The organism is Acidocella sp. (assembly GCF_027352905.1).
GTDB lineage: Bacteria > Pseudomonadota > Alphaproteobacteria > Acetobacterales > Acetobacteraceae > Acidocella.
In genome coordinates this window covers 38,461-64,100 of the sequence record NZ_DAIEIF010000013.1, presented here as the reverse complement: position 1 = coordinate 64,100, position 25,640 = coordinate 38,461, and the positions used below count along the sequence as shown (strand labels likewise).

The following is a 25,640-nucleotide window of genomic DNA, read 5'->3' as shown; positions in this document are numbered from 1 at the left end:
GGCATCAGCCGAAAGCATAGGCATCCATGCGAAGAAATCCATACTCAACCGAGCTGTGAAGCCGGCGCGCTGGCGCGCCCGGCCCGGCCGCCGCCAGAGCCACGTGCAGCGGCAACAAATGTTCCTCGCTCGGGTGCTGGGCCATGGCATAGGGAGCCAGGCGGCGATACGAAGCGAGCGCCGCCACATCCCCGGCCATGATCTTCTCGTCCATCCATTGGCTGAATTGGGTTACATCCGGCGTTTCCGCCGCGTCAGCCGCCAGCCGCCCGGCCCGGAACCGGCGCAGGTCATGGGTGAAGCTGCCAGTGCCGAGCACGAGCACGCTCTCCGCGCGCAGAGGCCCCAACGCCGCGCCCAGCGCCAGATGATGCGCCGCACCAAGCTGCGTCTGGACCGAGAGTTGAATTACTGGGATTTCGGCAGCGGGATAGGCCAGCATCAGCGGCACCCAGCTGCCATGGTCGAGTCCTCTTGTTTTATCCATTTTGCAGGGCAACCCGGCCCCTGCCAGCAGCGCCGCCACGCGCGCCGCCAGCCCATGCGCCACGGGCGGAGTGTAGCGCAAAGCATAAAGCGGCTGGGGAAAGCCGTAAAAATCATGGATCGTCTGGTTTTCGGGCGGGTCACTCACCATCGGCGCCTCGGTTTCCCAATGGGCCGAGACCGAGAGAATCGCCGCAGGCCGGGGAAGCAACCCGCCCAGGCTTTCCAGAAAGCGCCGGGCCGGGCTATCCTCGGCGATGGTCATGGGCGATCCATGGCTGATGAAAACTGTGGGCAGCATAGCGGAATTCTGCGCGGCTTCGTCCGGCGGAGCAAGCGGCGCAATCCGGCCTTGTCATTCTGGCCTTGCCAGGAGAGCAAAAACCGCCAATTTACGGATAATATTCAGGACAAACTCAGTTCGCTTTCGCGGATAAGGAACGGCAATGTTTATCGAAACCGAAGCCACACCCAACCCGGCCACCCTCAAATTTCTCCCCGGTCAAGTTATATTAGGCGACAAGACGGCGGATTTCCCAGACGCCGACGCGGCGCTAATCTCCCCGCTGGCGGAGGCGCTGTTCGGGCTTGAAGGCGTCATCCGCGTCTTTCTCGGTGGGGATTTCATCACCATCACCAAAAGCGAGGACGCCTCCTGGGCGGCCTTGAAACCCCAGGTGCTGGGACTTTTGATGGAACATCTTGTGGCGGGCAGGCCGATCCTGCGCGAGGGCGTGGCCTTGGTGGAGGAGGATGTCGACCCGGCTGACCGGGAAATCGCCGCGCAAATCAAGGATTTGCTCGATACCCGCATCCGCCCCGCCGTGGCGGGCGATGGCGGCGACATCATTTTCCGCGGATATCGTGACGGCGTTGTCCAACTGCGAATGCAGGGCGCCTGCGCGGGCTGCCCCTCCTCCACCGCCACACTCAAGCATGGCATCGAGACCATGCTGAAACACTATATTCCGGAGGTCACCTCGGTTACACAGGCGGCGTAACCGGAAGGAGGCGAGATGGTTCTGGACGAGGTGGCGCTGGACATCTTGTTCCGCGCGGCGCGCACCCATGCCCGCTTCAGCCCCGCGCCGGTCGCCGAGGACACGCTGCGCGCGGTCTATGATCTGGCGAAGCTCGGGCCGACCTCGGGGAACTGCTCGCCCGCGCGGTTTCTGTTCATCCGCAGCCCCGAGGGTAAGGAGGCGCTGCGCCCCTGCCTGTCCGGCGGCAATATCGAGCCGGTGATGGCGGCGCCGGTCACCGCTATCGTCGCTTACGATCCGCATTTCTATCTCAAATTGCCGGAACTCTATCCGTCCGCCGAGCTGAAGCCTTGGTTCACCGGCAATCCCGACCTGGCGGAGGAAACCGCCATGCGCAACTCCTCACTTCAAGGGGCATATCTCCTGCTCGCGGCGCGGGCGGCGGGACTCGCTACCGGGCCAATGTCAGGGTTTGACCGTGCCCGGCTCGATCGCGCCTTTTTCATTCAAAAGGGCTGGAAATCCAATTTTCTCATCAATCTCGGCCATCCCGCCGCCGATGAGGTATTGCCGCCCCGCCTGCCCCGCCTGACATTTGCCGAGGCGGCTGATTTCGCGTGACCCTGCTCGCTCTCGACGCTTCGGGTCCCCGCGCGGGGCTGGCGGTGCTGGCGGCGGAAGGCGCGACCCTCGGACGTTGGAGCGCGCCGTTGCAACCGGGGTTGATCGAGACCTTGCCGCTCTTGCTGCGCGAGGCGGTGGCGGAACACGTCCCCACCAACCTGGCCGTCTGCACCGGGCCTGGCAGTTTCACCGGGTTGCGCACATCCATCGCGTTGGCCCAGGGCTTCGCCGCCGCGCTCGGTTTGCCGCTCCGAGGTATCCCGGCGGCGGATGCCTATGCTCAGGGCTTGACCTTTGCGGGCCGCGCGCTCTGGGTGGTTCTGCGCGCCCGGCGCGGGCGGCTCTTTCTCCTGCGAGCGGGCCAGGCGGAAGCCTGGGCCGACACCGCCCTGCCTATGCCGGCCCGGCCCATCGCCCTCGCTGGGGATGAGGCCCCGCTCGCGGCGGCGATACTGGCGGCACGGGGCGCGGACGTGCTGCTGAGCGATGCCCGCCGCGCCGACCCCGCCTGGGTGGGCCGCGCGGCACTGGCGGAAATCGCCGCCAAGCGCGCTCCGGCACCACCATTGCCGCTCTACCTCGAGCCGCCGGAGGCAAAACTGCCTGCTGCGGGCCTGCGCCCGCCGCCGGGATGAGCGGCGGGCTCCTCCACCAGGCCGGGCCGGCCCACGCGGCGGCATTGGCGGCTATGCACGCGGCGCTGTTTCCGGCTGAGCCATGGGACGCGGCTGCGTTTCTCGCCCTGCTCGGCCAGCCGGGCACGCTGGGGCTGGTTCATGAGAAAGGCGGGTTTCTGCTGGCGCGGCAAATACTGGACGAGGCGGAAATCCTCACCCTCGGCGCGGTAACGCCCCGCCAGGGCATCGGCGCCGCCCTGCTCGGCGAGGCATTGCACCGGCTGGGCGCGGCAGGGGTGAAGCGGATTTTTTTAGAGGTTGCCGCCACCAACGCGGCGGCGCGGGCGCTCTATGCCTGTTTTGGGTTTACCCGCGCGGGGGAGCGCCGCCATTATTATGCCGATGGCGGCGACGCTCTTATCCTACGCCGCGAACTCGACCCTTCCCGCAGCTCAGAAGATCAGTGAAGCAGGATTCATGACCCCTTCTCCATTACATTCCCAGCCCGCCTCCCGCCGCGCGGTGGTCGATCTCGGCTCCAACTCGGTCCGGCTGGTCATCTACGAGGGCGCGCTGCGCAATCCCCTTCAGATCTTCAACGAGAAAGCCGTGCTGCGCCTGGCCAAGGGCATGACGAGCACCGGGCGGCTGAGCGAGGAGGCTCTGGCCCAAGCGGAAACCGTGCTGCACCGCTACGCCGCCATTGCCCGCGCTATGGGCGCCACTCCCTGCGACGTGCTGGCGACCTCGGCCGTGCGCGATGCCGTCAATGGCGCCGAATTCGTGCGAACGATGGCGGAACGTTTGCCGGAATTGCGCATCACCATCCTCTCCGGCGCCCAGGAAGCCGAACTCTCCGCCGAGGGCGTGCTCTGCGGCATCCCCGGGGCGGATGGCATTCTCGCCGATCTGGGCGGCGGCTCGCTAGAACTCATCCGGCTGGAGGCGGGCCGGGTCGGCGCAGCAACCACACTGCCAGTGGGGGTGATCCGCCTCGCCGAGCGCGCCGGGCAAGACATCGCCAAGGCGCGAGCTTTGATGATCGAGGCGCTTGCCAGCGTTCCCTACGCGGCGGAAGCGGCGGGGAAAGACCTTTACCTGTCCGGCGGCGCCTTCCGGGCGCTCGCCCGCATCCACATCGCCCAGACCGGCTATCCTCTCAATATCGTCCATCATTACACAATCAACCGGGAGGAGGCGCGCGACCTCGCCGGGGTGCTGAGCGAGGGCGGGCGCAGGCTCATCGAACGCATGCCGGGCGTGCCGCGCCGCCGCATCGAGGACCTGCCCTATGCGGCGGTCATCCTGCGCCGGCTGCTGCGCGCCACGGGCGCGGCGCGGGTGGTGTTCTCCGCCAATGGGCTGCGGGAGGGCTGGTTCGCCCGCTCTCTGCCGCCGGAGATCCGCGCTCAGGACCCGCTCCTCGCCGCCTCGCGCGATCTCGTGAGGGGCATGCTCCGCGATCCCGGCCTGCCTCCAGCTCTCATGGCCTGGACGGCACCGCTCTTTCCCGGCGAAAGCCCGGCCCAATCCCGCCTGCGCGAGGCCGCCTGCTGGCTCTCGGATATCGGCGTCCATGAACACCCGGAATACCGCGCCGAGCAAGCCTTCATGCGGGTGCTGCGGCAGGCGGGAATGAGTCTCGACCATCACGCTCGCGCCTTTCTCGCGCTGACGACGGCGATCCGCTACGAGGCCCCGGCCGAGGCGCCGTTTCTGGCTCCGGCGCGGGCCTTGCTGGAGATGCAGGCGGCGCGGCGCGGCGAGACGCTGGGCGCGGCGCTGCGCCTCGCATACACGCTCTCGGCGGGCACGCCTCATCTCCTGGCGGGCACAACCCTGGCGCTGCCCCCTGGACGGCTGGTGCTCGGCCTGGAAGCGGCGAACGGAGTCTTCGCCGGCGAGGCGGTACTGCGGCGGCTGGAGCGCCTTGCCCTGATGTTGGGACGCGAGGCCGAGGCCGTGCTGCGCTAGAGCAACATCCGATCAAATGAATCATTTGATCGGATAAATTGCTTGTGCAGACAAATCGTTAGAGCATTTTCCATGGACCGACCTGAGCGGAAAACCCTCTCAACAAGGCTGAAGAGCACAGCGCCAGGTCAATTCTCGGCGCGCGGGGCCGGAGCGCCATCCCCGGTCAGCATTTCGATCCGGCCGGTGATCTGGCCGCCATCCTCCACCTGCAAGCGCCGGCAGCGCGCCGTGCCCAGCACCCGGCCGGTCGCGCGCACGATCAGCGTTCCCCGGGCGATCACGGTACCGTCCACCGTCCCGGCGATCTCGGCGTCGTCCACCTCGACCTCGCCCTTGAACATACCTCCGGGAGAAATCGCAAGCTCGATCAAGCCGTTGATCGCGCCGGCCTCCATCGTGCCCTCCACCACCAGCCGCTCGGCGTCCTGCACGGTGCCTTGCACGGAAATGCCACGTCCCACCACCAGGGTACGGCGCTGGTGCTCGGCTGCCTCGCGCGGGGATGTGGTAGGTATCACCGCGCGCGGCGGCGGGGGGGTGAGGGGCGTGGCGGGGGTGGTAGGCGGCGGGGCGAAGGGCGAACGGGCCATGGAAGCATCCTTGAAGCTGGGAGGTGGAAAAGATTGGGGGGCGGGAGGCGGGTCCGTCTTCGAGGGTTCGGCCTCTCTCTCGGCCGGAATGTCGCTCCCGGCCGGTTTCGGCTCTTCCGACTTGCGTTTATTGAACACGGAACCTCCATCTGGCTCGTCTTGACGCGGCAGGGCTAGCATGAGGCCCTAAGGGGAACAACCGCATCCGCGAATTTGCCCCGCCCCGGCGGCGGGTGCTAACCGCCCTTGGTAATCCGCAGGAGTTCACGGAACATGGCCGCCACGCAGTTCGATCTTACCGGTATCGGCAACGCCATCGTCGATTATTTATGTCCGGCGGATGACGCATTTTTAAGCCGCCATGACATGCGCAAGGGCGCGATGGCGCTCATTGATGCTGATAGCGCGACCCGCCTCACCGGAATGATGAGCGGCGGCGTCACCGCTGCGGGCGGCTCCGTCGCCAATAGCTGCGCCGTGGCGGCTGCGCTGGGGGCCAAGGTCGCGTTTCTCGGCAAGGTGGCCGATGATGAGATGGGTGAAGTGTTCCGCCGGGAAATCGCCGCCATGGGCGTGCACTTTCCCACCCCGCCATTACAGGCGCCGGTGCCCACCGCCCGCTGCCTGATCTTTGTCACCCCGGATGGGCAGCGCACGATGAATACCTATCTCGGCGCGGGAGGAGAATTCGCACTGCACGATTTGGACGAAACCGTCATCGCCGCCTCCCAGGTCACATATCTAGAGGGTTACCTGTTCGATCCGCCCGCGGCGCAGTCGGCCTTCATGGAGGCGGCGCGCATGGCCCGCGCGGCCGGGCGGCAGACGGCGCTCTCTCTCTCCGACCCGTTTTGCGTTGACCGCCACCGGGACGGCTTCCGCCGGCTGATCGCGGAAGGAATCGACATTCTCTTCGCCAATGAAGTGGAGATTTGCAGCCTGTACGAGACCGGCGAGTTCGAGGCGGCGGCGGCCTGCGCCGCGCGAGACGTTCCGCTCGCCATCCTCACCCGCAGCGAGGCTGGTAGTCTCATTCTCCATAACAGCCAGCGAATCGCCATTCCCGCCTTGCCCACCGAGGTGGTGGACAGCACCGGCGCGGGCGACGCCTACGCCGCCGGTTTTCTCGCCGCCCATACCAGGGGGGAAGGGCTGGAGGCGGCGGGGCGCCTAGGCGCCAGGGCCGCCGCTCTCACCATTTCGCGTATCGGCGCCCGCCCCTCCGCCCAGGAACTCGCGGAACTGCGGCAATGACTCTTCAACTTATTCTGCTGGGCCTCGCCGGGTTCATCGCCGGGGCGCAAAACGCGGTCGCGGGCGGCGGCTCCTTTCTAACCTTTCCCGCCCTGATGTTCGCGGGGCTCGACCCGCGCGCCGCCAACATCGCCTCCACCATCGCCCTGTTTCCTGGCCAGGCCACCACGGGCTGGACGGGGCGGAGCATGGCGGAGGGGGCGGCGGGCCTGTCGCTGCGAGTCCTGTTCATTGTCAGCGTCATTGGCGGCGCGATCGGCGCGGTGCTGCTCCTGGCCACTCCGGTCAGCGTGTTCACGCATTTGGTCCCCTGGCTGATTCTCTTCGCCACGGCGGTGTTCGTCTGGGGCAGTTTCTTCCGCAAACCATTGGCGGAGGACGCGCCGCCCCCCATTTCCCCGCGCGCCGCAGTGGTGTTACAATTCATCATCGCGATTTATGGCGGGTATTTCGGCGGCGGCATCGGCATTTTGATGGTGGCGGCGCTCACCGCCGTCGGACTTTCCGTGCGCCATGCAAGCGCCACCAAGAACGTGCTGGCGGGGGTGGTGAATGTCGCGGCGGTCGTCATCTTCCTCATCGAGAGCCAGCAGCATTGGCTGCTCATCTTGGTGCTGGGCGTCACGGCGATCGCAGGCGGCCAGATGGGGGTGCTCATCCTGCGCTATGTGCCGGAGAAGATCCTGCGCATCGTCGTCACCGCAATCGGGGTGGCGCTGACCATCTCCATGTTCATGCGGAGCTGAACATGGAGCTTCCTGGCGCGCAGGTGGAAGCATCGGCCCATGCCAAGTTATTGGTGCGCCGGGAGGGACTCGAACCCCCAACCAAACCGTTATGAGCGGTCCGCTCTAACCATTGAGCTACCAGCGCTGCCCGCCCAGCTTTTAAGCGCGCCACGCCGCCCGTCAATCGCCGGACATGGACGGGGGCACGGCTGGTCAGCCTCTCCATGCCGGGCTATACGCCCCCAGCCTTTCTTCAGGAGACGTGTTTCCATGGACGTGAGCAAGCTGGCCCCCGGCAAAGATGTGCCCCGCGATATCAATGTAGTGGTGGAAATTCCCGCCGGCTCCGCCGTCAAATATGAAATCGACAAGGCAAGCGGGGCAATGATAGTGGATCGGCTGGTTTTCACTCCCATGACCTACCCCGCCGCCTACGGCTTTATCCCGGGGACTCTGGCCGAGGATGGCGACCCGGCGGACGCCCTTGTGCTGCTTCCCGCCCCAGTGGTTCCCGGCGCGGTCGTGCGCTGCCGCCCCATTGGCATGCTGGAAATGGAAGACGAATCCGGCCATGACGAAAAAATCGTCTGCGTCCCCCATGAGAAAGTCCACCCCAAATATATGGGCGTGACCGAGGTAGCCGAGCTGCCGGAGATCACCCGCGAGGTGATCCGGCATTTTTTCGAACATTACAAAGATTTGGAAAAGGGAAAATGGGTTAAGGTCATCGGCTGGGCCGACCGGGCGGCCGCTGAGGCCGCCATCGCCGCGAGTCTCGCCCGCGCCGGGCGGTAACCATACGGGTTACCGTCACTCTGGAAGAGACGGTATTACCCTTTTGGCTTGGCATTTCCGGCAAAATATTCCGCGATCGCTCCGGCGATCAACGCGCCCAACACTGCCTTGCGCGGGTCACGGCGAATGGCCATGGTGGCAAGCCGCAACCCCAGGCTGACCGCCCCCATGCCTTCCATCGCCAAACTAGGCTGGCGGGCCCGCATCCGCCGTAGCACGACGGAGGATATTATGCCCGTCGCGAGCGCAAACAGCAGCAGCACTGCTCCTGCCACGGCGGTCGCTCCCGCCGGGCCAATATGCTCACTCAACCAGAACAGTAGCGCCGCGACAAAAAAGCCGAGCGCTCCCAGCGCCATGGTGAGCACCGCCATCACCATGAATACCCACAGCGCGACATTTCTGCCGATCATCCCGGCGCGGCGGGTAAGGTTCATAGGTTAAGAGCGCCGCATAAAGGCCGAGGCCACCAGGCCCACGCCGAACGCGACCGCAAGGGCCGTCAGCGGCTTGGCGCTCACCTCCGATTCCAGCTTGGCAACCGCGTCCTTTCCGGTTCCTTTGAGCTTGGCCCCAAGCGCCCCGAACTCCTCTTCTAAAAAGGACACGCGTGAGGAAAGGCTTTCACTGTGGAGATAATCATTGATCTGGTCGAGAATGGAATGAGCATTTCCGCCCAACTTGCCCGCCGCCTCGCCAAGTTGCTCGCGGATCTTCTCGAACTCCCGTTTCAGCTGGTCGACATCGATGGCCGATGGGTCAAGGCGTTTAGAACGCATGTCAAACCTCCTGTTCCGTTCCGTTGTGTGTCGCTAGCACAAATCGTGCTTGAACGCCGCGTTTTCAACTCCGCCTGTGCCGGTCAGCCCCCAGCTGCGTCATAGCTGCGGCGGCTTGCATGGGCAGGCAGGGACTGGCATGGCGCGGCTCATGACACGGGGTAGCGGGAACATAAGACGATGGGGTTGGGTGCTGGGGCTGGCCCTCGCTTCTCCAAGGGCGGCTTTGGCCCAGTTCAGCCTGTTTGAGGGCGCCCCCCATTCCCTCGCGCCCTTGGTCAAGCAGGTGGCTCCGAGCGTGGTGGGAATCGCGGTGACGGAGGGGTCTGGCGCGTCCGGTGCGGCGCATGCCCCCCTACGCGGCGGCAAAACAACCCCTCCTCTGACCGAGGCGGCGGGATCGGGCTTCATCATCAGCCGGGAGGGCCTGATCGTCACCAACGACCATGTCATCGCCGGCGCCGCAAAAATCACCGTGACCCTCGATGATGGCGAGACCTACACCGCCCGGCTGGTAGGAGCGGATGACCTGACGGATATCGCTGTCATTAAAATTTCTCCACGTCATCAGCTTTCTCCGGCGCGCTGGGCCGATTCCGCCGCGGCGCAGGTCGGTGATTGGGTGCTGGCGGCGGGCAACCCTTTCGCGCTCGGCACATCTTTCACGCTCGGCATTATCTCAGCCGAGGGGCGTGATATCGGCGAGGGTCCGTTCAACCATTTCCTCCAGCTGGACGCGCCACTCAATCCGGGCAATTCCGGCGGCCCCGCTTTCAACATGGCGGGCGGCGTGATCGGCATAAATTCAGCCATCGTTTCGCCTTCTGGCGGTTCTGTGGGAATCGGGTTCGCCATCCCCAGCAATAGCGCCGCCCCCATCGTGACCGCGCTCATCGCCCATGGCGGACTCGCGCGGGGCTGGCTCGGCGTCTCTGTCGCAGACCCGCCCCGGGGCGAGGCAGGGGCGGTGATCACCGGGCTGGAGCCGGGCGGCCCGGCCGACCGCGCCGGCCTCACCCAGTCGGAAACCGTACTTACGGTGGACGGCGAACCCATTTCCGGCGCGGACGCCCTCACTGGGGCCATCGCCTCGATGCCCCCGGGGCGCAAGGTGATCCTTGGGATAAAAGAAAATGCACATATATCCAATGTGCCGGTTATCATCGGACGCCGGCCGTCGCAGATAGGGGAGTAGAGATGCGGATACTCGTCGTGGAGGACGATAAGGACGTAGCCAGCTTCGTGGTGAAGGGGCTGCGCGAGGCCGGGCACACGGCGGAGCATGCCGATAACGGACGCGACGGCCTCTTCCTCGCCGCCTCGGAGAATTTCGACGCCATCATACTCGATCGCATGCTTCCGGGCGGCATTGATGGGCTCCGCCTGCTGGAAACCCTGCGCGGCCAGGACAACACGACGCCCGTGCTCTTTCTTTCGGCGCTCGGCCAGGTGGATGACCGGGTGAAAGGGCTGAAAGCGGGTGGCGATGATTACCTGACCAAGCCCTTCGCTTTCGCCGAACTGCTGGCCCGGGTCGAGACGCTGACCCGGCGGGGCAAAAGCGATGGTCCGGCCACCCGCTTGCAGGTCGGCGATTTGGAGATGGACCTGCTTTCCCGCACCGTGCGGCGTGGGACTCAGAAAATCGATCTACAGCCGCGGGAATTCCGCCTGCTCGAATATCTCATGCGTCATGCCGGCCAGGTCGTCACCCGCACCATGCTACTTGAAGGCGTGTGGGATTATCATTTCGACCCGCAGACCAATGTGATCGACGTGCATATCTCGCGGCTGCGCCAGAAAATCGACAAGCCCTTCGAGACGCCTCTCCTGCATACCGTCCGCAACGCGGGTTACATGTTACGGACAGAAGAGGCATGACCCCGGCATAGCCGCGATGATGATAAGCGGCCAGGGTCCGGTGAGGCGGAGGCGGGGACCCTTGCTGATGCGCTCCGCCAGTCTGCGCTTCGCGCTGATTTACAGCCTTGTCTTCGGTCTTTCCGCCATCGCCCTGGCTGGCATTCTCTGGTTCTCCACGCTCAGCCTCCTTCAGCGCCAGGCGGAGAGATCGATCAGCGATATGCTTACCGTGCTGATGGACGCGAACCAGAAAGGTGGCTTGCCCCAGCTGGAAAGCGCCATACGCTACCGCCTCACCGGCCTCGCTGATCCGGAAATCATCATCGTGCTCCGTGATCCCGCCGGGCGCATCATCACCGGCAATCTCGACCAATGGCCGGGCGGTTTGACCCAGGATGGGGTTTGGTATCAGCTGCCGGTCAGCCGGGGCTGGGCGCATTCCACCGCGTTGCTGGAAACCGCGACCCTGCCGGGAGGGCTCCGCCTCCTCGTCGGGCGCGATCTTACCGCCGCCGCTGAACTGCGGGTGGTGCTGCGCGACGGGCTGATCCTCGCCGCCAGCCTGATGACCGCGCTCGGCATATTGGGGGCCATTTTCGTGCGGAGCCTTTTCCGCCGGGCCATCCGCGACATCTCCGTCACTACCGCCGCCATCTCGCAAGGGGATATCAACCGCCGCGTCGCCATTTCCGGGGTGGGAGATGAGTTCGACGAACTGGCTGTCACCATCAACGACATGCTGGAGCGCATCGCCCGGCTAATGGACGGGGTGCGGCACGTCTCCAACGCCATTGCTCATGATCTGCGAACCCCGGTGACGCGGGCTCGCGCCCGGCTAGAGGATGCGGCGCTGCACGCCACCACGCGCGAGGAGATGCAAGCCGCCATAGACCGGGCCACAGCGGAGCTGGATGGCATCGTCGCGGTGTTCGAGGCGCTGCTACGTATCTCCGAGATCGAGGCGGGCTCGCGCCGCGCAGCCTTCACGCCCTTCGACCTCGCCCCGGTATTACAGGACCTCGATGAATTATACCGGGCCGTGGCGGAGGACAAGGATCTCGTTCTCAACACCCGTATCGCCGGCCCTTTGCCCATCCTCGGCGACCGTGAGCTGATTCAGCAGGCGGTGGTCAACCTGCTCGATAACGCAATCAAATTCTCCCCTCCCCTCACCATGATCCTCTTCAAGGCCCGGTTGAGCGACGGGGTGGTCCAGATCATTATCGCGGATCATGGCCCTGGCATCGCCGAGGAAGACCGCGCCCGCGCCACGGAGCGCTTCTTCCGGGCCGAGGCGGCGCGCAACACCGCCGGCTCCGGGCTTGGCCTCGCCCTCGTCGCCGCCGTGGCCCAGCTGCATAACGGCACGCTCCATCTGCAAGACAACCACCCCGGCCTGCGCGCCGTCATCTCCATCCCCGCCCACGTGGACGGATGACCCGCCGCGCGTCATTCTAGCGGCGCATTTTAGGATGACTTCAATGGCCGCACAGGACCCCGCCTCACCCGTCAGCGTGCTGCTTGTTTGCGATAAGCTGAACGATCCCACCCCGCTGGGCCGCGCCGGGCGCGCTCTCGCCACCGATCTCAAAAACCACCACATCGCCGCCGCCACGGCACCCAGCCCCGCCGATGCCGAGGCCGAACTGGAGGTTAATCCACATCTGCAAACCATCATTCTCGACTGGGATATGCGCCAGGATCCGGATCATGCCGCGCCCCGCGCCCTGCTGCGCGCCATCCGCGCCCGCCATGCCCGCCTGCCCGTTTTTCTGCTCGCCGAGCGCGATGATGCCGCGCATGTTCCAGCCGAGGTGATGGCCGAGGCGGATGGCTTCATCTGGCTGCTCGAGGGTTCCATGGAATTCGTCAGCTCCCGCATCCTCGCCGCCATGCGCCGCTACCGCCAGGAATTGCTGCCGCCAATGTTCGGCGCGCTCATCCGTTTCGCGGACGAGGCCGAATATTCATGGCACACCCCGGGCCATACCGGCGGGGCCGCCTTCCTGCGCTCCCCCGCCGGGCGGTTATTCTACGATTATTTTGGCGAAAGGCTGCTACGCGCAGATCTCTCCATCTCCGTGACGGAACTCGGCTCCCTGCTTGACCATACCGGCCCCATCGGCGCCGCGGAACGCTACGCAGCGCATGTCTTTGGCGCCGACCGCTCGTATTTCGTCACCAATGGCACCTCCACCGCCAACCGGGTGGTGATGACGGCGAGCATCGCCCGTGGCGAGACGGTGCTGGCCGACCGCAACGCGCATAAATCCATTGAGCACGGTCTCGCACTCACCGGGGCGCATCCCGCCTATCTGCTGCCCCAGCGCAACCATCTCGGTATCATCGGCCCCATTCCGCCCGCTGCCTTCCAGGCCGAATCCGTGGCCCACACCATCGCCGTATCCCGACTCACGCGCGGACGCGCGCAGCGCCCCGTTCTCGCCATCGTTACCAATTCCACCTATGACGGCCTTTGCTACAACGCCGCGCGGGTGGAGGAATTGCTCGCCCCATCGGTGGATCGCATCCTGTTCGACGAGGCCTGGTTCGGGCATGCCCGCTTCAATCCGCTTTACCGCGACCATTACGCCATGCGCGGCGCACCGCGCCAGATGGACCGGTCCGGCCCGAGCATCTTCGCCACCCAATCCACCCATAAGCTCCTCGCCGCCCTTTCCCAGGCCTCAATGATCCATCTGCGCGAGGGGCGGGCGAAAATCGAACCTGTGCGCTTCAACGAATCGTTGATGATGCACGCCTCCACCTCGCCCAACTACGCCATCATCGCCTCCGCCGATGTCAGCTCGGCGATGATGGATGGTCCGGCGGGCCAGCGTCTCACCTCGGAGGCGATCGCGGAAGCCGTCTCCTTCCGCCAGACAATGGCGCGGCTACGCGCCGAATTCGCCACGCGAGAGGAGTGGTTCTTCGGCGTCTGGCAACCGGACACGGTGCGTGATGGCGGCACTGAACTCGCCTTCATGGAAGCGCCATCCGCGCTGCTCGCCGAAAACCAGGAATGCTGGGCGCTGGCCCCCGGCGCCGCCTGGCACGGCTTTGCCGGGCTGGAGCCGGGGTTTTGCATGCTGGACCCGATCAAGGTGACGCTGACCATGCCGGGGATGACACAGGCGGGCCGGCTGGACGCCACCGGCATTCCCGCGCCCCTGCTTACCCATTATCTCGCCGCGCATGGCATTACACCGGAAAAGACCGCGAATTTCTCCATTCTTTTCTTGTTTTCCATAGGCGTGACCAAGGGAAAATGGGGGTCGCTCGTGAACGCGCTCCTCGATTTCAAGCGGGATTACGACGCCAATGCGCCGCTCGCGCGGGTATTGCCCACGCTCTGCGCCGCTCACCCCGCCGCCTATGGCGCGCTGGGGCTGCGCGACTTGGGCGAGGCCATGTTCACGGCGATGCGCGCCACCGATTATCCGGAGCGGTTGCAGGAAGCGTATAATTTTCTGCCCGAGCCGGAAATGATACCCGCTGAGGCGCATGACCGGCTGATCCGTGGCGAGGGCGGCCTGGCACCCCTGGCGGCCCTGGCGGGGGGCGTAGCGGCAACGGCGGTCGTGCCCTATCCGCCGGGTATTCCGCTGCTGATGCCGGGCGAGAATTTCGGCCCGGTGGACGGGCCCGTGCTGCGCTATCTGGCCGCCCTGGAGGATTTCGACCGGCGTTTCCCAGGCTTCGCCCATGACACGCACGGAGTGGAACCGGCGGAGAGCGGGTACCGGGCATTGAGATATTAGGTCAAAATTTTGGCGTCTATCTACGTGCTTAACCCAGCGGCGCACTTCCTGGCGCGCCAAGCACAATTAACGGCCAAACGTGAAAATGCCTCTGTTCGGTCTCCGCCTGCTAAATCGGCAAAACCTCCATATCAGCGGCGGCTCGGCTTAGTGGCCGGTGAGACTTTGCAAGGAGAGACCATCCTTTCTCAGATTGCTCTCCACCGTGTCGGTCTCCTCGCGGACCTTGGCGTTATAATCACTTGCCGGAGCATGGGGAGAAAGGTGTTGGGTAAGCACGAAATCCGGCCGAGGCTGGGTATCGATGTAAAGCGCGACCTGAAAGGCCTGTTGCGGAGTGAGATGCGGATTGCCGAGCGGCATGTTGCCCTTCACCCATTCGGCTAGCTTGGCGATATTCGCCAGCCCGGCCCCCGCATTATAGCTGTGCGGACCCCATACCGGGGGAAACGGGCCCGCCCCTTCCCCGGTGTTGCCGTGGCAGGCGGCGCAATTGGCTTGGTAGATCGTCGCACCGGCCGTCACATCCGCGTGGCTGGCGGTCTTCACCATGTCAGGATAGGGGCTTGGCTGACCGGCAGAGGGCGGTGTTTCGATCGGCTTACCCTTGTCCAGCCAGGCGATATAGGCGGCCATGTCCACCACCACCGCGCTATCCGTGCTGGGACGCGTGCCGTTCATGCTGCGCATGAAGCAATTGGCGATGCGGTCCTCCAATGTGATCACAACCCCTTCACGGGCAGAATAGCTGGGAAATTTGCTTGCCGTATCACGAAAATTGCCAGGAGCGGCGGTATCTCCCGCGTTGATATGGCAATCGCTGCAATTCAGCGAATTATTGATATAAAGCTTAACCTCGGAACTGGTATTGCCCGACATCATCATGTCGTGTCCATTCTGGATCGCCTGGCCGAGCGGACCAGGAGGCAGGTCTTGCAAGGGCTGGGCGTTAGCCAGACCTATACCTATGAAAACGCTAAAGAAAATCGAGGTGAAGCTCATTCTCATTAGGAGTGCCTCCTCTAACCGTCGGCATAGCGGTCAAGCGAAATTACGACGACAAATTCCTCAAGATTGTAGTTCGTTCCCTGAACGAGCGCCAGAGGGACCGGATTTTTGCCGCGACTCGCGAATTTTGCTTATCCTCGGGGCAGCCTGAAGGAGAGTGCGGTCATGATGGAACATACGGCGCGGAAACCGTATTTTATCGTATTGGGTAATGAGAAAGGAGGCTCCGGCAAGTCCACCACCTCGATTCATATCATCGTCTCGCTGTTGCGGGATGGCTACCGCGTCGGCGCACTGGATCTGGATGCCCGCCAGGGCACATTGGCAGGGACTTTGGCCGCGCGGCGGGCCTTTGTCGAACAAAAAGGGATTGATCTGCCGGTGCCGGATTTTCGTCCGGTTTTCCGCTCGGAGCGGGATCTGCGCCAGGAAGCAGAGGCGGAGGAAGCGGAATGCTTCACCGCCGCTGTGGCCGAGCTCGTGGAAAGCGGTGCCGAGGTGATCGTGGTGGATTGCCCCGGGACGGATAATTTCCTTTCCCGTTACGGCCATTCCTTCGCGGATACGCTGATCACCCCGATTAATGACAGTTTCGTCGATTTCTCAATGCTGGCGAAGGTCGAGCCGGATAATCACGACATCATCAAGCCGAGCGTTTACTCTGAAATGGTCTGGGAGGCGCGCAAAGAGCGTTTCAACCGCGACCGGGGAAAAATTGACTGGATCGTTATGCGGAACCGCCTGGCCGCCGTGGAGGCGCGCAATAAGCGCGATGTGGGCGAGACATTGGAGAGCCTCGCCAAGCGTATCGGCTTCCGGACCCTGAAGGGCTTTGGCGAGCGCGTCATTTTCCGCGAGCTTTATCTCCAAGGTCTGACCCTCATGGATGTGAAGGAGGCAAATATCGGCATCGCCATGGGACTATCCCATATCGCGGCGCGTAACGAGGTGAGGGCGCTGGTCTCCGCCATCAAACTGCCGCCTCCGGCGCGCCATGAGCCTCGCGCGGAGCTCGTCGCCTGAAAAAATTATTCCAAATTTTCGGGGGGAAAAGCGCCTATTTTCTCGAATTTAAGGGGATTACAATCGGTTCTTCATGAAAATTGAAGAAAATTATTTCCTCTCAATAAGTTGCCATACGCTTGCGTTAGTCCGCGCTTTGTCCGAGAGCGGCGCCTCTTTTGGGTGTGCGGATGGTAAATATATATCTGGCCGGGGCTGGGCCGGGCGATCCCGAGCTTTTGACATTGAAAACCGCCCGGCTTCTGGCGGAAGCGCGCGTGGTGCTCCATGATAGTCTGGTGGGGGCGGGTGTTCTCGCGCTGATCAATCCAGCGGCTGAGCGCATCGATGTCGGCAAGCGTTGCGGCGGGCGCGCTACGGCTCAGGCGGAGATTTGTCGCCTTTTGGTGGAAAAAGCTCAGGCCGGTGGCGTGGTCGTCCGACTCAAAGGGGGAGACCCCTCCATTTTTGGCCGGGTCACGGAAGAGATGGCGGCGTTGCGAGCGGCAGGCATGTCTTTCGAAATCGTGCCGGGCGTCACGGCGGCTTCCGCCGCCGCCGCCGCCTTGCCCGCCTCGCTCACCCGGCGGGGTGTAGCCCGCTCCTTGCATTTCATCACGGGGTGCGACGCGGACCATTCCCTGCCCGCGTATGATTGGGCGGCGCTCGCGCGCGCCGGCGGCACACTCGCCTTTTATATGGGACGCAAGCATATCGCGGGGATCGCGGCGCGGCTGCGCGCGGCGGGAATGGAGGCGAGTTTGCCCGCCGCGGCCATCGAATCCGCCAGCCTGGCGGAGCAGCGCATCATTCGCGCCCCGTTGGGCCGGTTGGCCGAGGAGGTCATGCGGGCCGCGCCGGTAGGGCCGGTTCTGCTCCTGGTGGGAGAAGCCCTCGCGGAATAAGCCCGTCCTCTTTCTGGCAACCAAACATTAAATTTGAAAGGAGATATTGGCGTCACCTCCCAGCCGGGAGGCGACGGGGCGGGTTTCGCCTCATCGGACCCAGCCTCTTGGAGCCTTGAGCGTGAAGAACCTGCCTATTCTCGCCAAATTTCTGGTATTGCTCGCCGTGTTCGGCGTGTTTTCCCTCGCCGCCACCAGCTTCCTCGCCTTGCAGATGACTCGCATTGCCAATGAGGGCATGCATGTGAATAACACCGTTAATGCCGCCGCGCATCAGGTTGCGTTGGCCTCCGAGGCCCTGCAGCAGGCCCGCGCCGCCATGGAGTTCAGCTTACTGGCTGCCAATCTCGACACGCAACAGCAGGCCCTGAGCGAGGCCGCGGCAGCGGGTAAGTACTTTATTCAGCATTTAGAAACGGCCGCGCACCTTATGCCCGCCAATGCGCCGGCCCTGGATGCTCTACGCAGCCGGGGCGAGAGGGTGATGCGGGGCGCGTGCGGGCACGCGGCGCGGGGTGCCAGCGCAGCGGCTACGGCGCAGCCGGTTTTCGAAACGGAATGTGCGCCCGCCTTTGTGGCCATGAACAACGACATGGATGTCGAACGGCAAACGCTCGACCAGCAGACCACCGCCGCGTTGCGTCAGCTACAGCGGGATTCGCGTCGCACCCTGAGCGAAAGTGTATTATGCGTGTTGATAGGGCTGGGAGCGGTGGTAGTGGCAGGGTATTTCGGCGTGCGCGCCTACATCACCCTACCGTTGAGCCGGTTGAGCGAGGCCATGAACCGGCTGAGCCAGGGCGAGCTGACGGTAGACGTGCCCGAGACAAAGCGCCGCGACGAGATCGGCCAGATGGCCGCCATGGTCCAGGTATTCAAGCAAGCGGCGGAAGAAAAGCAACGTCTGGAAGAGGAAGCACGGCGGACACGGGCGGCGGCGGCGGCCGAGGAAGAGGCTGAGGCTGCCGCGCGGGCGGCCTCAGCGGCGGAAAAGGCGAGGATCGTTGAAAATCTAGCTGCGGGGCTCGAGCGGCTCGCTGCGGGGGATTTGCTGTTCCGGATCGAACAGCAATTTCCATCCAATTATGAAAAATTACGGATCGATTTCAATAATACCGCTGAAACTCTGCTCCACATCATGCGGCGGATTGCCGCCAATGCCGGAGAGGTGCGCTCCAGCGCCGCCGAGATCACACAAGGCGCGGATGATCTCTCCCGGCGGACGGAGCGGCAGGCGGCGAGTTTGGAGCAGACCGCCGCCGCGTTGAATGAAATCACGTCCACGGTCCGCAAGGCTACGGAGGGGACAGGAGAAGCGCGGGGGCTGGTGAGAGAGGCCGAGGCGGATGCGGAACGCTCGGGAAAAGTTGTGGGCGAGACGATCGCCGCGATGAGCGGGATAGAACAATCCTCGCGGCAGATCTCCAACATCATTGGCGTTATCGATGAAATCGCATTCCAGACGAATTTGCTCGCACTCAATGCCGGGGTGGAGGCGGCGCGTGCCGGCGATGCCGGACGCGGCTTCGCCGTGGTGGCGACAGAGGTTCGGGCCCTGGCGCAACGTTCCGCCGCCGCCGCTAAGGAGATCAAGGCGCTCATCAGCGATTCCGGCGCGCAGGTGGAGGCCGGCGTGCGGCTGGTGAACGAAACTGGTCAGGCTTTGACCCGAATCAGTAGCCAAGTCGCGCGGTTGAACGCTTTGGTGACGGAGATCGCCGCTTCCACACAGGAGCAGGCCACCGGCCTTGAAGAGGTGAACGGCGCGGTGAGCCAGATGGATCAAGTGACGCAGCAGAACGCCGCGATGGTGGAGCAGAGCACGGCGGCAAGCCATGCCCTCGCCGCCGAGGCCGAGGAACTGGCGGGGTTGGTGGCCCGGTTCCGTATCGGCGACGAGATGGCGGCAGGGTCATCCGAAGACCAGCCGCCGAAAGCGCTCGCTGAAAAAATCCCGGCCCGGCCGCAAAGGCTGGCGGCCAAAGGTAAGTTCGTGCCCGTCGCACCGGCGGAGAGCGACGATTGGGATGAATTTTGAGCCGTTAACTTGAATTTATATAAATTTTGGGAAAGTCGCGACTATGACGGAACGGATGGAATTGCCGCCAATTCTGGACCTGGTGGCCGCGCGTGCACTGCACACGGAATTGTTGAGGCGGCGCGGCGCGGCGCTGGAGCTGGACGCCGGACGGGTGCGCCGCCTGGGCGGCCAGTGTTTGCAAATTCTTCTGGCGGCACGCGCCATTTGGGCGGCGGATAAACAGCCGCTCCGCTTCACCGCCCTCTCAGAGGAATTCATCACCGCTTTGGAGGTTATGGGCGTCTCGGTTGAAGCATTGACCGTTCCCGCGCCCGCCGGAAAAGATGAGGTACCCGCATGAGCTTGACCGTTCTCACCGTCGATGATTCCCGCGCCATGCGGGACATGCTGCGCCACTCCCTAACGGCGGCGGGGTTCCGGGTGGTACAGGCCGAGGATGGCCTGCACGGCCTCGAGGTACTCGCCACCGAGACGCCGGATGTGATCGTCACCGACATCAACATGCCGCGCATGGACGGTTTCGGCTTTATCCAGGCCGTGCGGCAGGATGAGGCACGGCGGGCAACGCCGGTTCTGGTGCTCACCACCGAGGTCGATACCGAAAAGAAAAACCGGGCGCGCGCGGCGGGGGCGACAGGCTGGATCGTCAAGCCATTCGATCCCACGAAATTGGTGGACGCGATCCGCCGCGTCGCGGCCTGAGCGGAGCGGCAAGATGGAAGACCCGATGGCCGCCATCCGCGTTACGTTCTTTCAGGAATGTGATGAGCAATTGGCGGAGCTGGAGAACGGGCTTCTCGCCATGCAAGACGGTACGGCCGAAGCGGAAACGGTCAACGCCGTGTTCCGGGCCGTCCATTCCATGAAGGGTGGCGCGGGAATTTTCGCCCTGGATGCGCTGGTGCGCTTTGCCCATGTTTTTGAGACCGCCCTCGACAAGGTCCGCTCCGGCATGCTGGCGGCGTCACCACCGGTCGTGGCGGTGTTCTTGCGCGCCGCCGATCTGCTGGCCGATCTCGTCCGCGCCGCGCGGGATGGCCTCCCCGCGGATGAAACCCGGATCGCGGAAATGACACAGGAATTAAGCCGGGCTGGCGGCGCGGGGGACACAAATGAACCCGCCCACGCGCCGCGCGGTGAGGCGGAAGCGAGCGAGCCGGGGAAACCATTACTGCAAATCTGGCACATTCGTTTTACTCCCCATGCCGAGCTTTACGCCAAGGCGAACGAGGCGGCTGTGCTGTTGCGGGAATTGCGCCAGCTCGGCCAGGCGCGTGTCACTCTGGATTCGAGCCGGTTGCCGGATCTCCCGGATATTGATCCGGAAGGCGCCTATCTCTCTTGGGAGATCGAACTCGAATCCGCCCGTACCGAGAAAGAGATTCGTGATATATTCGAGTTTGTTGAGGAGGATTGTGAATTAGAAATCATCACCTCATCGCAAGGATTCGCTCCGGGAGAGGTGATCACCGGCGATAATGGTTTCAAATTCGAATTTTTCGGCCCGCCAGAGGAAGCGGCAGACCACGGGGGCGAGGAGCGCGAAGCGGAGACGGAACCTGAACAGCATGGACCCGCCGCGCGGCCTCCCTCAGCCATCCCGGATGTTTCGCCACCTTTACCGCCACCGCCACCTGCCGCGCCAGCTCCCTCGCCTCTGTCCGCCGCTGGCAAATCAGAGCGCGCTGGGGTTACCATCCGCGTCGAACTCGACCGGGTCGACCGGATGGTGGATCTGATGGGCGAGCTGGTGATCAACGAGGCGATGCTCACCCAGAACATTGTCGAATCGGGGCTCGCCCATTCCTCCAAGTTAGCCATGACATTGGAAAGCCTGGAGACCCTCACACGGGAAATCCAGGATAGCGTGATGGCGATTCGCGCCCAGCCGGTACGCTCGGTCTTTCAGCGCATGCCACGCTTGGTGAGGGAAGTGGCGGCGATGACCGGTAAGCAGGTGCGGCTGGTCACGGAGGGCGAAGCGACGGAGGTCGATAAAACCGTCATTGAGCGCATCAGCGATCCTCTCACCCACATGATCCGCAACGCCATAGACCATGGGTTGGAAAGCCCAGAGGCGCGCTTGGCGGCGGGCAAGCCGCCGGAAGGAACGGTACGGCTGACGGCGTTGCACCGGTCCGGCCGTATCGTATTGGAGGTAGAGGATGACGGCGCGGGAATAGACCGCGCCCGGGTTCGCCAGAAGGCGGTGGAAAAGGGGCTCATCGACCCAGCCGCCCAGCTCAGCGACGAAGAGACCGATAATCTTATCTTTTTACCCGGGTTTTCGACCGCGGCCGCCGTCTCCGATATCTCTGGCCGCGGGGTGGGAATGGACGTCGTTCGCCAGTCAGTGCAGGCGCTGGGCGGACGGATTTCGATCGCCTCCCGTCCTGGCCGGGGCTCGACCTTCACGCTCTCCTTGCCCCTTACCCTCGCCGTGATGGATGGCATGGTCGTCTCCACCCATGGTCACACGCTCATCATCCCGCTCAGCGCCATCGTCGAGACATTGAAGCCGCGCGCCGAGGACGTATTTCCGCTGGACGCCGAATCTAACCTGCTCGCCTCGCGCGGCTGCTACGTGCCGATGGTGGATACCGCCTCTTGCCTCGGCTATGGCGTATCCCCCGCCGCGCCGGAAGATTGCGTCGCCCTGCTGGTGGAAGGCGAGGGCGGCGGGCGTACCGTGCTGCTGGTGGATGCGATCCATGGCCAGCGCCAGGTGGTGATCAAAAGCCTGGAAGCCAATTACCGTGCGGTGCCTGGCATCGCCGCCGCCACGGTTATGGGAGATGGCCAAGTGGCTCTGATCGTAGATGTGGATGCGGCGATTCGCGTGGCCGGGGCGGCCTCCGCCAGCCGCACCGCCGCCCCAAAAATCATGGAATTGCAGGAAAGGGCCGCCTAATGACTTCATCCGAAGGGAAGCAGGACGGAAAGGAACTGATCGCTTTCAGGGTAGGGCGGCAGGAATTCTGTATCGATGTCATGCTCGTGCGTGAAATCCGGGGCTGGACGGAGGTAACGGCCCTGCCGCGCGTGCCAGCCTATGTAAAGGGCGTCATGAATCTACGCGGGGCGGTCCTGCCGATCATTGATCTCGGCATACGGCTGGGCATGCCGGGCGCGGAGCCTACGGCGCGGCACGTCATTATCGTCGTGCAGCTTGAGCAGCGTCAGGTCGGGATATTAGTTGACGCTGTGTCTGATATACTTACGGTCAGCGATACGCTCATCCAGCCAGTGCCTGACGTCACTTCTACGCTGGTAAAAAGTTTCGTCAAAGGATTGCTGGCGGTCGAGGGGCGGATGGTCAGCCTGATCGAAGTCGAGTCTCTCTTACCCGCCGCCGAGCTGGAACCCGCTTGATGGCGTCATTCCCCGCCGTGCTGGCTGGCGGCCAGACTGATCAGGCCGAGTTTACCCTCGCTCCTAGTGAACTTGATACCATCGCCGGTATCGTGAAACGGGAGGCCGGAATTTCCTTGACCCAGGCCAAGGCCAATCTCGTCTATGCGCGCCTGGCCAGGCGCATCCGCGCCCTCGGCTTGACCGGGTTTAGCGAATATTGCGCCCTCGTCTCGGCGCCGGAAGGCGAGGCGGAGCGGTGGGAGATGGTGGCAGCCCTCACCACCAACGTCACCCGGTTTTTTCGCGAGCCGCATCATTTCGAACATATGCGGGCGAAACTGCTGCCAGACCTCATCCTCCATGCCCGCGCCGGTGGAAGGGTACGGCTATGGTCCGCCGCTTGTTCCTCTGGCCCCGAACCTTATTCCATGGCTCTGACAATATTGCGGGACATGTCCGACGCGCCCCGCCACGATGTAAAAATCCTGGCAACGGATATCGACCCCAACGTCCTGGCGGCCGCCGCCGCCGGAATCTATGACGAGGCGGCGCTGGCGCCGGTACCGGCGGCGTTGCGGCAGGCATGGTTTGAAAAACTGCCCAATGGCGCTGGCTGGCGGGCGGGCAAGGAACTCCGCCGGCTGGTTTCCTTCCGGCAACTCAATCTCATCGGCGCCTGGCCGATGAAAGGTACTTTTCAAGCCATATTCTGCCGCAACGTCGTCATTTATTTCGACGCCTCCACCCAGGAGCGAGTCTGGTCGCGCTTCATGCCGCTTCTGGCACCGGGAGGCGCCCTATATATCGGCCATTCCGAACGCGTGACGGGCGACGCGGCACGATTCGTGGAAACGGATGGCGTGACGATCTACCGGCGCTTCAACCAAGTGAGGACACAATGACCGCCCGGGTGGTGATCGTGGATGATTCCGCGACCATGCGGGCGATCATCTCCGCAACGCTGCGGGCGGATCCGGAAATCGAAGTGGTGGGTCAGGCGGCGGACCCGTTCGAGGCGCGCCAGCTGATCAAAATGCTGCATCCGGATGTCATCACGCTGGACATTGAGATGCCGAACATGAACGGTCTGTCCTTTCTCGAGAAGATCATGCGGCTGCGTCCCACGCCGGTGATCATGGTCTCCAGCCTCACCCAGGCGGGGGCGGAGACCAGCTTGCGGGCATTGGAAATCGGCGCTTTTGACTGCGTGGCCAAACCTTCGGTGCTGGCCCCGGAGGGGTTCTCCAGCCTCGCGGAAAAAGTGAAAGCGGCCGCGCAATCCGCCCGGCGCACCCGGCCGCCGCGCCCACCCGTGGCGGGCGGCGCCCCCGCCGATTATGTGCCGGATGGGCGGGTGGTGGCCATCGGCTCCTCCACCGGCGGGGTGGAGGCCCTCATCGAGATTCTCTCCCATTTTCCTCAGAACTGCCCCCCGACCCTTATCAGCCAGCATATGCCCGCAGCGTTCACGCGCAGCTTTGCCGCGCGGCTGGATAAATTATGTCGGCCGGCCGTATGTGAGGCGCAAACCGGCCAGCTCGTGGAACCGGGGCATGTCTATATCGCGCCGGGAGGCATGCATCTCGAACTAGCCGGACGGCGGGCTTTGGAAATACGTCTCAGCCATGGCGAAAAAGTCAATGGCCATCGCCCTTCGGTGGATATGATGTTCCTCTCTGTCTGCCGCCATGTCGGCGGGCGCGCGGTCGGGGTGATCCTCACCGGACTCGGCAATGATGGGGCGGAAGGGCTGCTCGCCTTACGCCGGGCGGGGGCGCAGACCATTGGCCAGGATGCGGCCAGCAGCGTGGTGTATGGCATGCCGCGCGCGGCCTTCGAGATGGGGGCGGTGGAACGGCAATTACCGCTGGAAAAAATCGCCGGGCATATCCTGGCGCTTACCTGGCAGCGGCAGAGAGCAGCGTCATGATCACGACGAAAATCAACTTTGCGGTGGAGCGGCGAATTCACGTCGCCCAAGGTGAGCATTGCGTGGTGAGTGAGCCGGATACGGTGCTTACCACTTTGCTCGGCTCCTGTATCGCGGCCTGCTTGTGGGACCCGGTGGCGGGAGTGGGCGGGATGAATCATTTCCTTCTACCTGGATCGGGGAGGGCGGGCGGCCATGCGGGTGGCGACGCCCGGCGTTACGGGGTGAATCTTATGGAACTTCTAATCAACGATCTTCTACGCCATGGCGGGCGGAAAGCCCGCCTCAAGGCCAAGCTGTTCGGTGGCGCGGCTGTGGTGAAAGGTCTCACTGATATCGGCGCGCTCAACGCGAGCTTTGCCGAAGACTTCCTGAGCGGGGAGGGAATCGAACTGGTCGGTGGCAGTCTGCGCGGCAGCCAGGGGCGGCGGGTGCAATTCTGGCCCGTCACCGGCCGGGCGCGTCAGGCTTTTCTTACCGCGGAGGCCGCTCATCTTCTGCGTGAGGAAGCGGCGCAGCCGCCCGCAACCCTACCAGGAGCGGGCCAGGTGGAACTGTTTTGAATGGAGCAGAACTCATTACCGGCTGAGGCCGGGGAAACAGTCTCCCTCCGCGCCGTTCTTGATCTGATCGGCGATGAACTGCGTGAGATGGGCCGCTTCGCGGATCGGTTCCAGGCAAGCCTCAGCCCCGCGCTGACCCGGCTGGCCCTCGACCCGCAATGCCACCGGGATGTTCAATCGCTTGACCTTTTATCCCAATGCCTGACGGCGCTAGGGGATTACATACTTCAGATCAGCCGGTTGGTACCGGCGGGCTTGGAGGTCGAACACGGGCCAGCCCTGGCCTCCATCCCCCTCGCGGAATTACAATATCGTTTGAGGGGCGCGCCCCCGCCGGAATGTGAAGATCGCCGCTCGGGCGAGCTGGAGTTATTCTGAAT

The 25,640-nt window shown here is 63.9% G+C and carries 28 protein-coding genes and 1 tRNA gene; 23 read left to right on the top strand and 6 right to left on the bottom strand.

Features of this window, described 5'->3' with window-relative positions; genetic code table 11:
• Positions 1-4: 4 nt before the first annotated feature.
• Complete coding sequence (locus M7H45_RS01340) at positions 5-787, bottom strand: class III extradiol ring-cleavage dioxygenase (RefSeq protein WP_298213938.1); 783 nt, start codon at positions 785-787, stop codon at positions 5-7.
• A gap of 145 nt (positions 788-932) precedes the next feature.
• Between M7H45_RS01340 and M7H45_RS01335 the strand changes: the two genes are divergently transcribed.
• The 5 genes from M7H45_RS01335 to M7H45_RS01315 are packed head-to-tail and all read left to right on the top strand — an operon-like array spanning position 933 to position 4,684.
• Positions 933-1,487, top strand: coding sequence for a NifU family protein (locus tag M7H45_RS01335; protein ID WP_298213936.1), 555 nt, complete (start codon positions 933-935; stop codon positions 1,485-1,487).
• A 15-nt stretch (positions 1,488-1,502) separates the two neighbouring features.
• Positions 1,503-2,090, top strand: a complete 588-nt coding sequence (locus tag M7H45_RS01330; protein WP_298213934.1) for a malonic semialdehyde reductase — start codon at positions 1,503-1,505, stop codon at positions 2,088-2,090.
• Entirely contained in the window at positions 2,087-2,728 is a 642-nt protein-coding gene (gene tsaB, locus M7H45_RS01325) for a tRNA (adenosine(37)-N6)-threonylcarbamoyltransferase complex dimerization subunit type 1 TsaB (RefSeq protein WP_298213932.1), read from the top strand. The genes M7H45_RS01330 and tsaB overlap by 4 nt, the downstream gene beginning before the upstream one ends.
• Complete coding sequence (locus M7H45_RS01320) at positions 2,725-3,177, top strand: GNAT family N-acetyltransferase (protein WP_298213930.1); 453 nt, start codon at positions 2,725-2,727, stop codon at positions 3,175-3,177. Before tsaB ends, M7H45_RS01320 begins: the two co-directional genes overlap by 4 nt.
• Positions 3,178-3,187: 10 nt before the next feature.
• On the top strand, positions 3,188-4,684 hold the full coding sequence (locus M7H45_RS01315) for a Ppx/GppA family phosphatase (RefSeq protein WP_298213928.1): 1,497 nt from the start codon (positions 3,188-3,190) through the stop codon (positions 4,682-4,684).
• Positions 4,685-4,812: 128 nt separating this feature from the next.
• Here M7H45_RS01315 and M7H45_RS01310 read toward each other — a convergent pair whose 3' ends face one another.
• Positions 4,813-5,277 (bottom strand): polymer-forming cytoskeletal protein, encoded by a 465-nt coding sequence (locus tag M7H45_RS01310; RefSeq protein WP_298213926.1) that lies wholly within the window; start codon positions 5,275-5,277, stop codon positions 4,813-4,815.
• 273 nt (positions 5,278-5,550) lie between these two features.
• On the opposite strand from M7H45_RS01310, the gene M7H45_RS01305 reads away from it, so the two are divergent.
• Positions 5,551-6,531 carry an adenosine kinase gene (locus M7H45_RS01305; protein ID WP_298213924.1) on the top strand — a complete coding sequence of 327 codons (981 nt, stop codon included), beginning with the start codon at positions 5,551-5,553 and terminating at the stop codon, positions 6,529-6,531.
• Positions 6,528-7,277, top strand: a complete 750-nt coding sequence (locus tag M7H45_RS01300; protein WP_298213922.1) for a sulfite exporter TauE/SafE family protein — start codon at positions 6,528-6,530, stop codon at positions 7,275-7,277. Before M7H45_RS01305 ends, M7H45_RS01300 begins: the two co-directional genes overlap by 4 nt.
• 51 nt (positions 7,278-7,328) lie before the next feature.
• On the opposite strand, the gene M7H45_RS01295 is transcribed toward M7H45_RS01300, so the two are convergent.
• Positions 7,329-7,404, bottom strand: a tRNA-Ile gene (locus M7H45_RS01295).
• A 125-nt stretch (positions 7,405-7,529) separates the two neighbouring features.
• On the opposite strand from M7H45_RS01295, the gene ppa reads away from it, so the two are divergent.
• Positions 7,530-8,054, top strand: coding sequence for an inorganic diphosphatase (ppa, locus tag M7H45_RS01290; RefSeq protein WP_298213920.1), 525 nt, complete (start codon positions 7,530-7,532; stop codon positions 8,052-8,054).
• 35 nt (positions 8,055-8,089) lie between these two features.
• Here ppa and M7H45_RS01285 read toward each other — a convergent pair whose 3' ends face one another.
• The gene (locus M7H45_RS01285; RefSeq protein ID WP_298213918.1) at positions 8,090-8,491 is read right to left on the bottom strand and encodes a hypothetical protein; all 402 of its coding nucleotides are present in this window, start codon (positions 8,489-8,491) and stop codon (positions 8,090-8,092) included.
• Between the two features lie 3 nt (positions 8,492-8,494).
• Entirely contained in the window at positions 8,495-8,833 is a 339-nt protein-coding gene (locus M7H45_RS01280; protein WP_298213917.1) for a hypothetical protein, read from the bottom strand.
• Positions 8,834-8,984: 151 nt separating this feature from the next.
• On the opposite strand from M7H45_RS01280, the gene M7H45_RS01275 reads away from it, so the two are divergent.
• The 4 genes from M7H45_RS01275 to M7H45_RS01260 all read left to right on the top strand — a co-directional run bounded on the left by M7H45_RS01275 (position 8,985) and on the right by M7H45_RS01260 (position 14,457).
• Positions 8,985-10,028: a S1C family serine protease gene (locus M7H45_RS01275; RefSeq protein ID WP_298213915.1), complete on the top strand. Its 1,044-nt coding sequence runs from the start codon at positions 8,985-8,987 to the stop codon at positions 10,026-10,028.
• 2 nt (positions 10,029-10,030) lie between these two features.
• Entirely contained in the window at positions 10,031-10,714 is a 684-nt protein-coding gene (locus tag M7H45_RS01270; protein ID WP_298213913.1) for a response regulator transcription factor, read from the top strand.
• 67 nt (positions 10,715-10,781) lie between these two features.
• On the top strand, positions 10,782-12,134 hold the full coding sequence (locus tag M7H45_RS01265) for a HAMP domain-containing sensor histidine kinase (protein ID WP_298214157.1): 1,353 nt from the start codon (positions 10,782-10,784) through the stop codon (positions 12,132-12,134).
• Positions 12,135-12,177: 43 nt separating this feature from the next.
• Positions 12,178-14,457, top strand: a complete 2,280-nt coding sequence (locus M7H45_RS01260; protein ID WP_298213911.1) for an Orn/Lys/Arg decarboxylase N-terminal domain-containing protein — start codon at positions 12,178-12,180, stop codon at positions 14,455-14,457.
• A gap of 147 nt (positions 14,458-14,604) precedes the next feature.
• Here M7H45_RS01260 and M7H45_RS01255 read toward each other — a convergent pair whose 3' ends face one another.
• The gene (locus M7H45_RS01255; RefSeq protein WP_298213908.1) at positions 14,605-15,465 is read right to left on the bottom strand and encodes a c-type cytochrome; all 861 of its coding nucleotides are present in this window, start codon (positions 15,463-15,465) and stop codon (positions 14,605-14,607) included.
• 165 nt (positions 15,466-15,630) lie between these two features.
• Between M7H45_RS01255 and M7H45_RS01250 the strand changes: the two genes are divergently transcribed.
• The 11 genes from M7H45_RS01250 (at position 15,631) to M7H45_RS01200 (ending at position 25,638) form a co-directional block, all read left to right on the top strand.
• Complete coding sequence (locus tag M7H45_RS01250; protein ID WP_298213906.1) at positions 15,631-16,488, top strand: division plane positioning ATPase MipZ; 858 nt, start codon at positions 15,631-15,633, stop codon at positions 16,486-16,488.
• Between the two features lie 170 nt (positions 16,489-16,658).
• Positions 16,659-17,372 carry a uroporphyrinogen-III C-methyltransferase gene (cobA, locus tag M7H45_RS01245; protein ID WP_298213905.1) on the top strand — a complete coding sequence of 238 codons (714 nt, stop codon included), beginning with the start codon at positions 16,659-16,661 and terminating at the stop codon, positions 17,370-17,372.
• 283 nt (positions 17,373-17,655) lie between these two features.
• Positions 17,656-19,410 carry a methyl-accepting chemotaxis protein gene (locus M7H45_RS01240; protein WP_298213903.1) on the top strand — a complete coding sequence of 585 codons (1,755 nt, stop codon included), beginning with the start codon at positions 17,656-17,658 and terminating at the stop codon, positions 19,408-19,410.
• 43 nt (positions 19,411-19,453) lie between these two features.
• Complete coding sequence (locus M7H45_RS01235) at positions 19,454-19,753, top strand: STAS domain-containing protein (RefSeq protein WP_298213901.1); 300 nt, start codon at positions 19,454-19,456, stop codon at positions 19,751-19,753.
• Positions 19,750-20,115 (top strand): response regulator, encoded by a 366-nt coding sequence (locus M7H45_RS01230; protein ID WP_298213899.1) that lies wholly within the window; start codon positions 19,750-19,752, stop codon positions 20,113-20,115. The genes M7H45_RS01235 and M7H45_RS01230 overlap by 4 nt, the downstream gene beginning before the upstream one ends.
• 13 nt (positions 20,116-20,128) lie before the next feature.
• A complete protein-coding gene (locus M7H45_RS01225; protein WP_298213897.1) occupies positions 20,129-22,324 on the top strand; it encodes a chemotaxis protein CheA in 2,196 nt (731 codons plus the stop codon).
• Positions 22,324-22,785 carry a chemotaxis protein CheW gene (locus M7H45_RS01220; protein WP_298213895.1) on the top strand — a complete coding sequence of 154 codons (462 nt, stop codon included), beginning with the start codon at positions 22,324-22,326 and terminating at the stop codon, positions 22,783-22,785. Before M7H45_RS01225 ends, M7H45_RS01220 begins: the two co-directional genes overlap by 1 nt.
• Positions 22,785-23,669 (top strand): protein-glutamate O-methyltransferase CheR, encoded by an 885-nt coding sequence (locus tag M7H45_RS01215; protein WP_298213893.1) that lies wholly within the window; start codon positions 22,785-22,787, stop codon positions 23,667-23,669. Before M7H45_RS01220 ends, M7H45_RS01215 begins: the two co-directional genes overlap by 1 nt.
• Positions 23,666-24,697 carry a chemotaxis response regulator protein-glutamate methylesterase gene (locus tag M7H45_RS01210; RefSeq protein ID WP_298213890.1) on the top strand — a complete coding sequence of 344 codons (1,032 nt, stop codon included), beginning with the start codon at positions 23,666-23,668 and terminating at the stop codon, positions 24,695-24,697. The genes M7H45_RS01215 and M7H45_RS01210 overlap by 4 nt, the downstream gene beginning before the upstream one ends.
• On the top strand, positions 24,694-25,260 hold the full coding sequence (locus tag M7H45_RS01205) for a chemotaxis protein CheD (RefSeq protein ID WP_366145502.1): 567 nt from the start codon (positions 24,694-24,696) through the stop codon (positions 25,258-25,260). Before M7H45_RS01210 ends, M7H45_RS01205 begins: the two co-directional genes overlap by 4 nt.
• Positions 25,261-25,638: a hypothetical protein gene (locus M7H45_RS01200; RefSeq protein ID WP_298213888.1), complete on the top strand. Its 378-nt coding sequence runs from the start codon at positions 25,261-25,263 to the stop codon at positions 25,636-25,638.
• The last annotated feature ends 2 nt before the right edge of the window (positions 25,639-25,640 follow it).

What these genes read in the sequence shown, in the direction of transcription:
- cobA (WP_298213905.1), top strand. Translation starts at nt 16,659, where the DNA reads ATGGTAAATATATATCTGGCCGGGGCTGGGCCGGGCGATCCCGAGCTT.
- M7H45_RS01310 (WP_298213926.1), bottom strand. Translation starts at nt 5,277, where the DNA reads ATGGCCCGTTCGCCCTTCGCCCCGCCGCCTACCACCCCCGCCACGCCC.
- M7H45_RS01280 (WP_298213917.1), bottom strand. Translation starts at nt 8,833, where the DNA reads ATGCGTTCTAAACGCCTTGACCCATCGGCCATCGATGTCGACCAGCTG.
- M7H45_RS01335 (WP_298213936.1), top strand. Translation starts at nt 933, where the DNA reads ATGTTTATCGAAACCGAAGCCACACCCAACCCGGCCACCCTCAAATTT.
- M7H45_RS01215 (WP_298213893.1), top strand. Translation starts at nt 22,785, where the DNA reads ATGGCGTCATTCCCCGCCGTGCTGGCTGGCGGCCAGACTGATCAGGCC.
- M7H45_RS01330 (WP_298213934.1), top strand. Translation starts at nt 1,503, where the DNA reads ATGGTTCTGGACGAGGTGGCGCTGGACATCTTGTTCCGCGCGGCGCGC.
- M7H45_RS01285 (WP_298213918.1), bottom strand. Translation starts at nt 8,491, where the DNA reads ATGAACCTTACCCGCCGCGCCGGGATGATCGGCAGAAATGTCGCGCTG.
- M7H45_RS01255 (WP_298213908.1), bottom strand. Translation starts at nt 15,465, where the DNA reads ATGAGAATGAGCTTCACCTCGATTTTCTTTAGCGTTTTCATAGGTATA.
- M7H45_RS01275 (WP_298213915.1), top strand. Translation starts at nt 8,985, where the DNA reads ATGACACGGGGTAGCGGGAACATAAGACGATGGGGTTGGGTGCTGGGG.
- M7H45_RS01300 (WP_298213922.1), top strand. Translation starts at nt 6,528, where the DNA reads ATGACTCTTCAACTTATTCTGCTGGGCCTCGCCGGGTTCATCGCCGGG.
- M7H45_RS01260 (WP_298213911.1), top strand. Translation starts at nt 12,178, where the DNA reads ATGGCCGCACAGGACCCCGCCTCACCCGTCAGCGTGCTGCTTGTTTGC.
- M7H45_RS01200 (WP_298213888.1), top strand. Translation starts at nt 25,261, where the DNA reads ATGGAGCAGAACTCATTACCGGCTGAGGCCGGGGAAACAGTCTCCCTC.
- M7H45_RS01230 (WP_298213899.1), top strand. Translation starts at nt 19,750, where the DNA reads ATGAGCTTGACCGTTCTCACCGTCGATGATTCCCGCGCCATGCGGGAC.
- M7H45_RS01270 (WP_298213913.1), top strand. Translation starts at nt 10,031, where the DNA reads ATGCGGATACTCGTCGTGGAGGACGATAAGGACGTAGCCAGCTTCGTG.
- M7H45_RS01210 (WP_298213890.1), top strand. Translation starts at nt 23,666, where the DNA reads ATGACCGCCCGGGTGGTGATCGTGGATGATTCCGCGACCATGCGGGCG.
- M7H45_RS01220 (WP_298213895.1), top strand. Translation starts at nt 22,324, where the DNA reads ATGACTTCATCCGAAGGGAAGCAGGACGGAAAGGAACTGATCGCTTTC.
- M7H45_RS01305 (WP_298213924.1), top strand. Translation starts at nt 5,551, where the DNA reads ATGGCCGCCACGCAGTTCGATCTTACCGGTATCGGCAACGCCATCGTC.
- M7H45_RS01235 (WP_298213901.1), top strand. Translation starts at nt 19,454, where the DNA reads ATGACGGAACGGATGGAATTGCCGCCAATTCTGGACCTGGTGGCCGCG.
- M7H45_RS01250 (WP_298213906.1), top strand. Translation starts at nt 15,631, where the DNA reads ATGATGGAACATACGGCGCGGAAACCGTATTTTATCGTATTGGGTAAT.
- M7H45_RS01315 (WP_298213928.1), top strand. Translation starts at nt 3,188, where the DNA reads ATGACCCCTTCTCCATTACATTCCCAGCCCGCCTCCCGCCGCGCGGTG.
- ppa (WP_298213920.1), top strand. Translation starts at nt 7,530, where the DNA reads ATGGACGTGAGCAAGCTGGCCCCCGGCAAAGATGTGCCCCGCGATATC.
- M7H45_RS01205 (WP_366145502.1), top strand. Translation starts at nt 24,694, where the DNA reads ATGATCACGACGAAAATCAACTTTGCGGTGGAGCGGCGAATTCACGTC.
- M7H45_RS01225 (WP_298213897.1), top strand. Translation starts at nt 20,129, where the DNA reads ATGGAAGACCCGATGGCCGCCATCCGCGTTACGTTCTTTCAGGAATGT.
- M7H45_RS01340 (WP_298213938.1), bottom strand. Translation starts at nt 787, where the DNA reads ATGCTGCCCACAGTTTTCATCAGCCATGGATCGCCCATGACCATCGCC.
- M7H45_RS01265 (WP_298214157.1), top strand. Translation starts at nt 10,782, where the DNA reads ATGCGCTCCGCCAGTCTGCGCTTCGCGCTGATTTACAGCCTTGTCTTC.
- M7H45_RS01320 (WP_298213930.1), top strand. Translation starts at nt 2,725, where the DNA reads ATGAGCGGCGGGCTCCTCCACCAGGCCGGGCCGGCCCACGCGGCGGCA.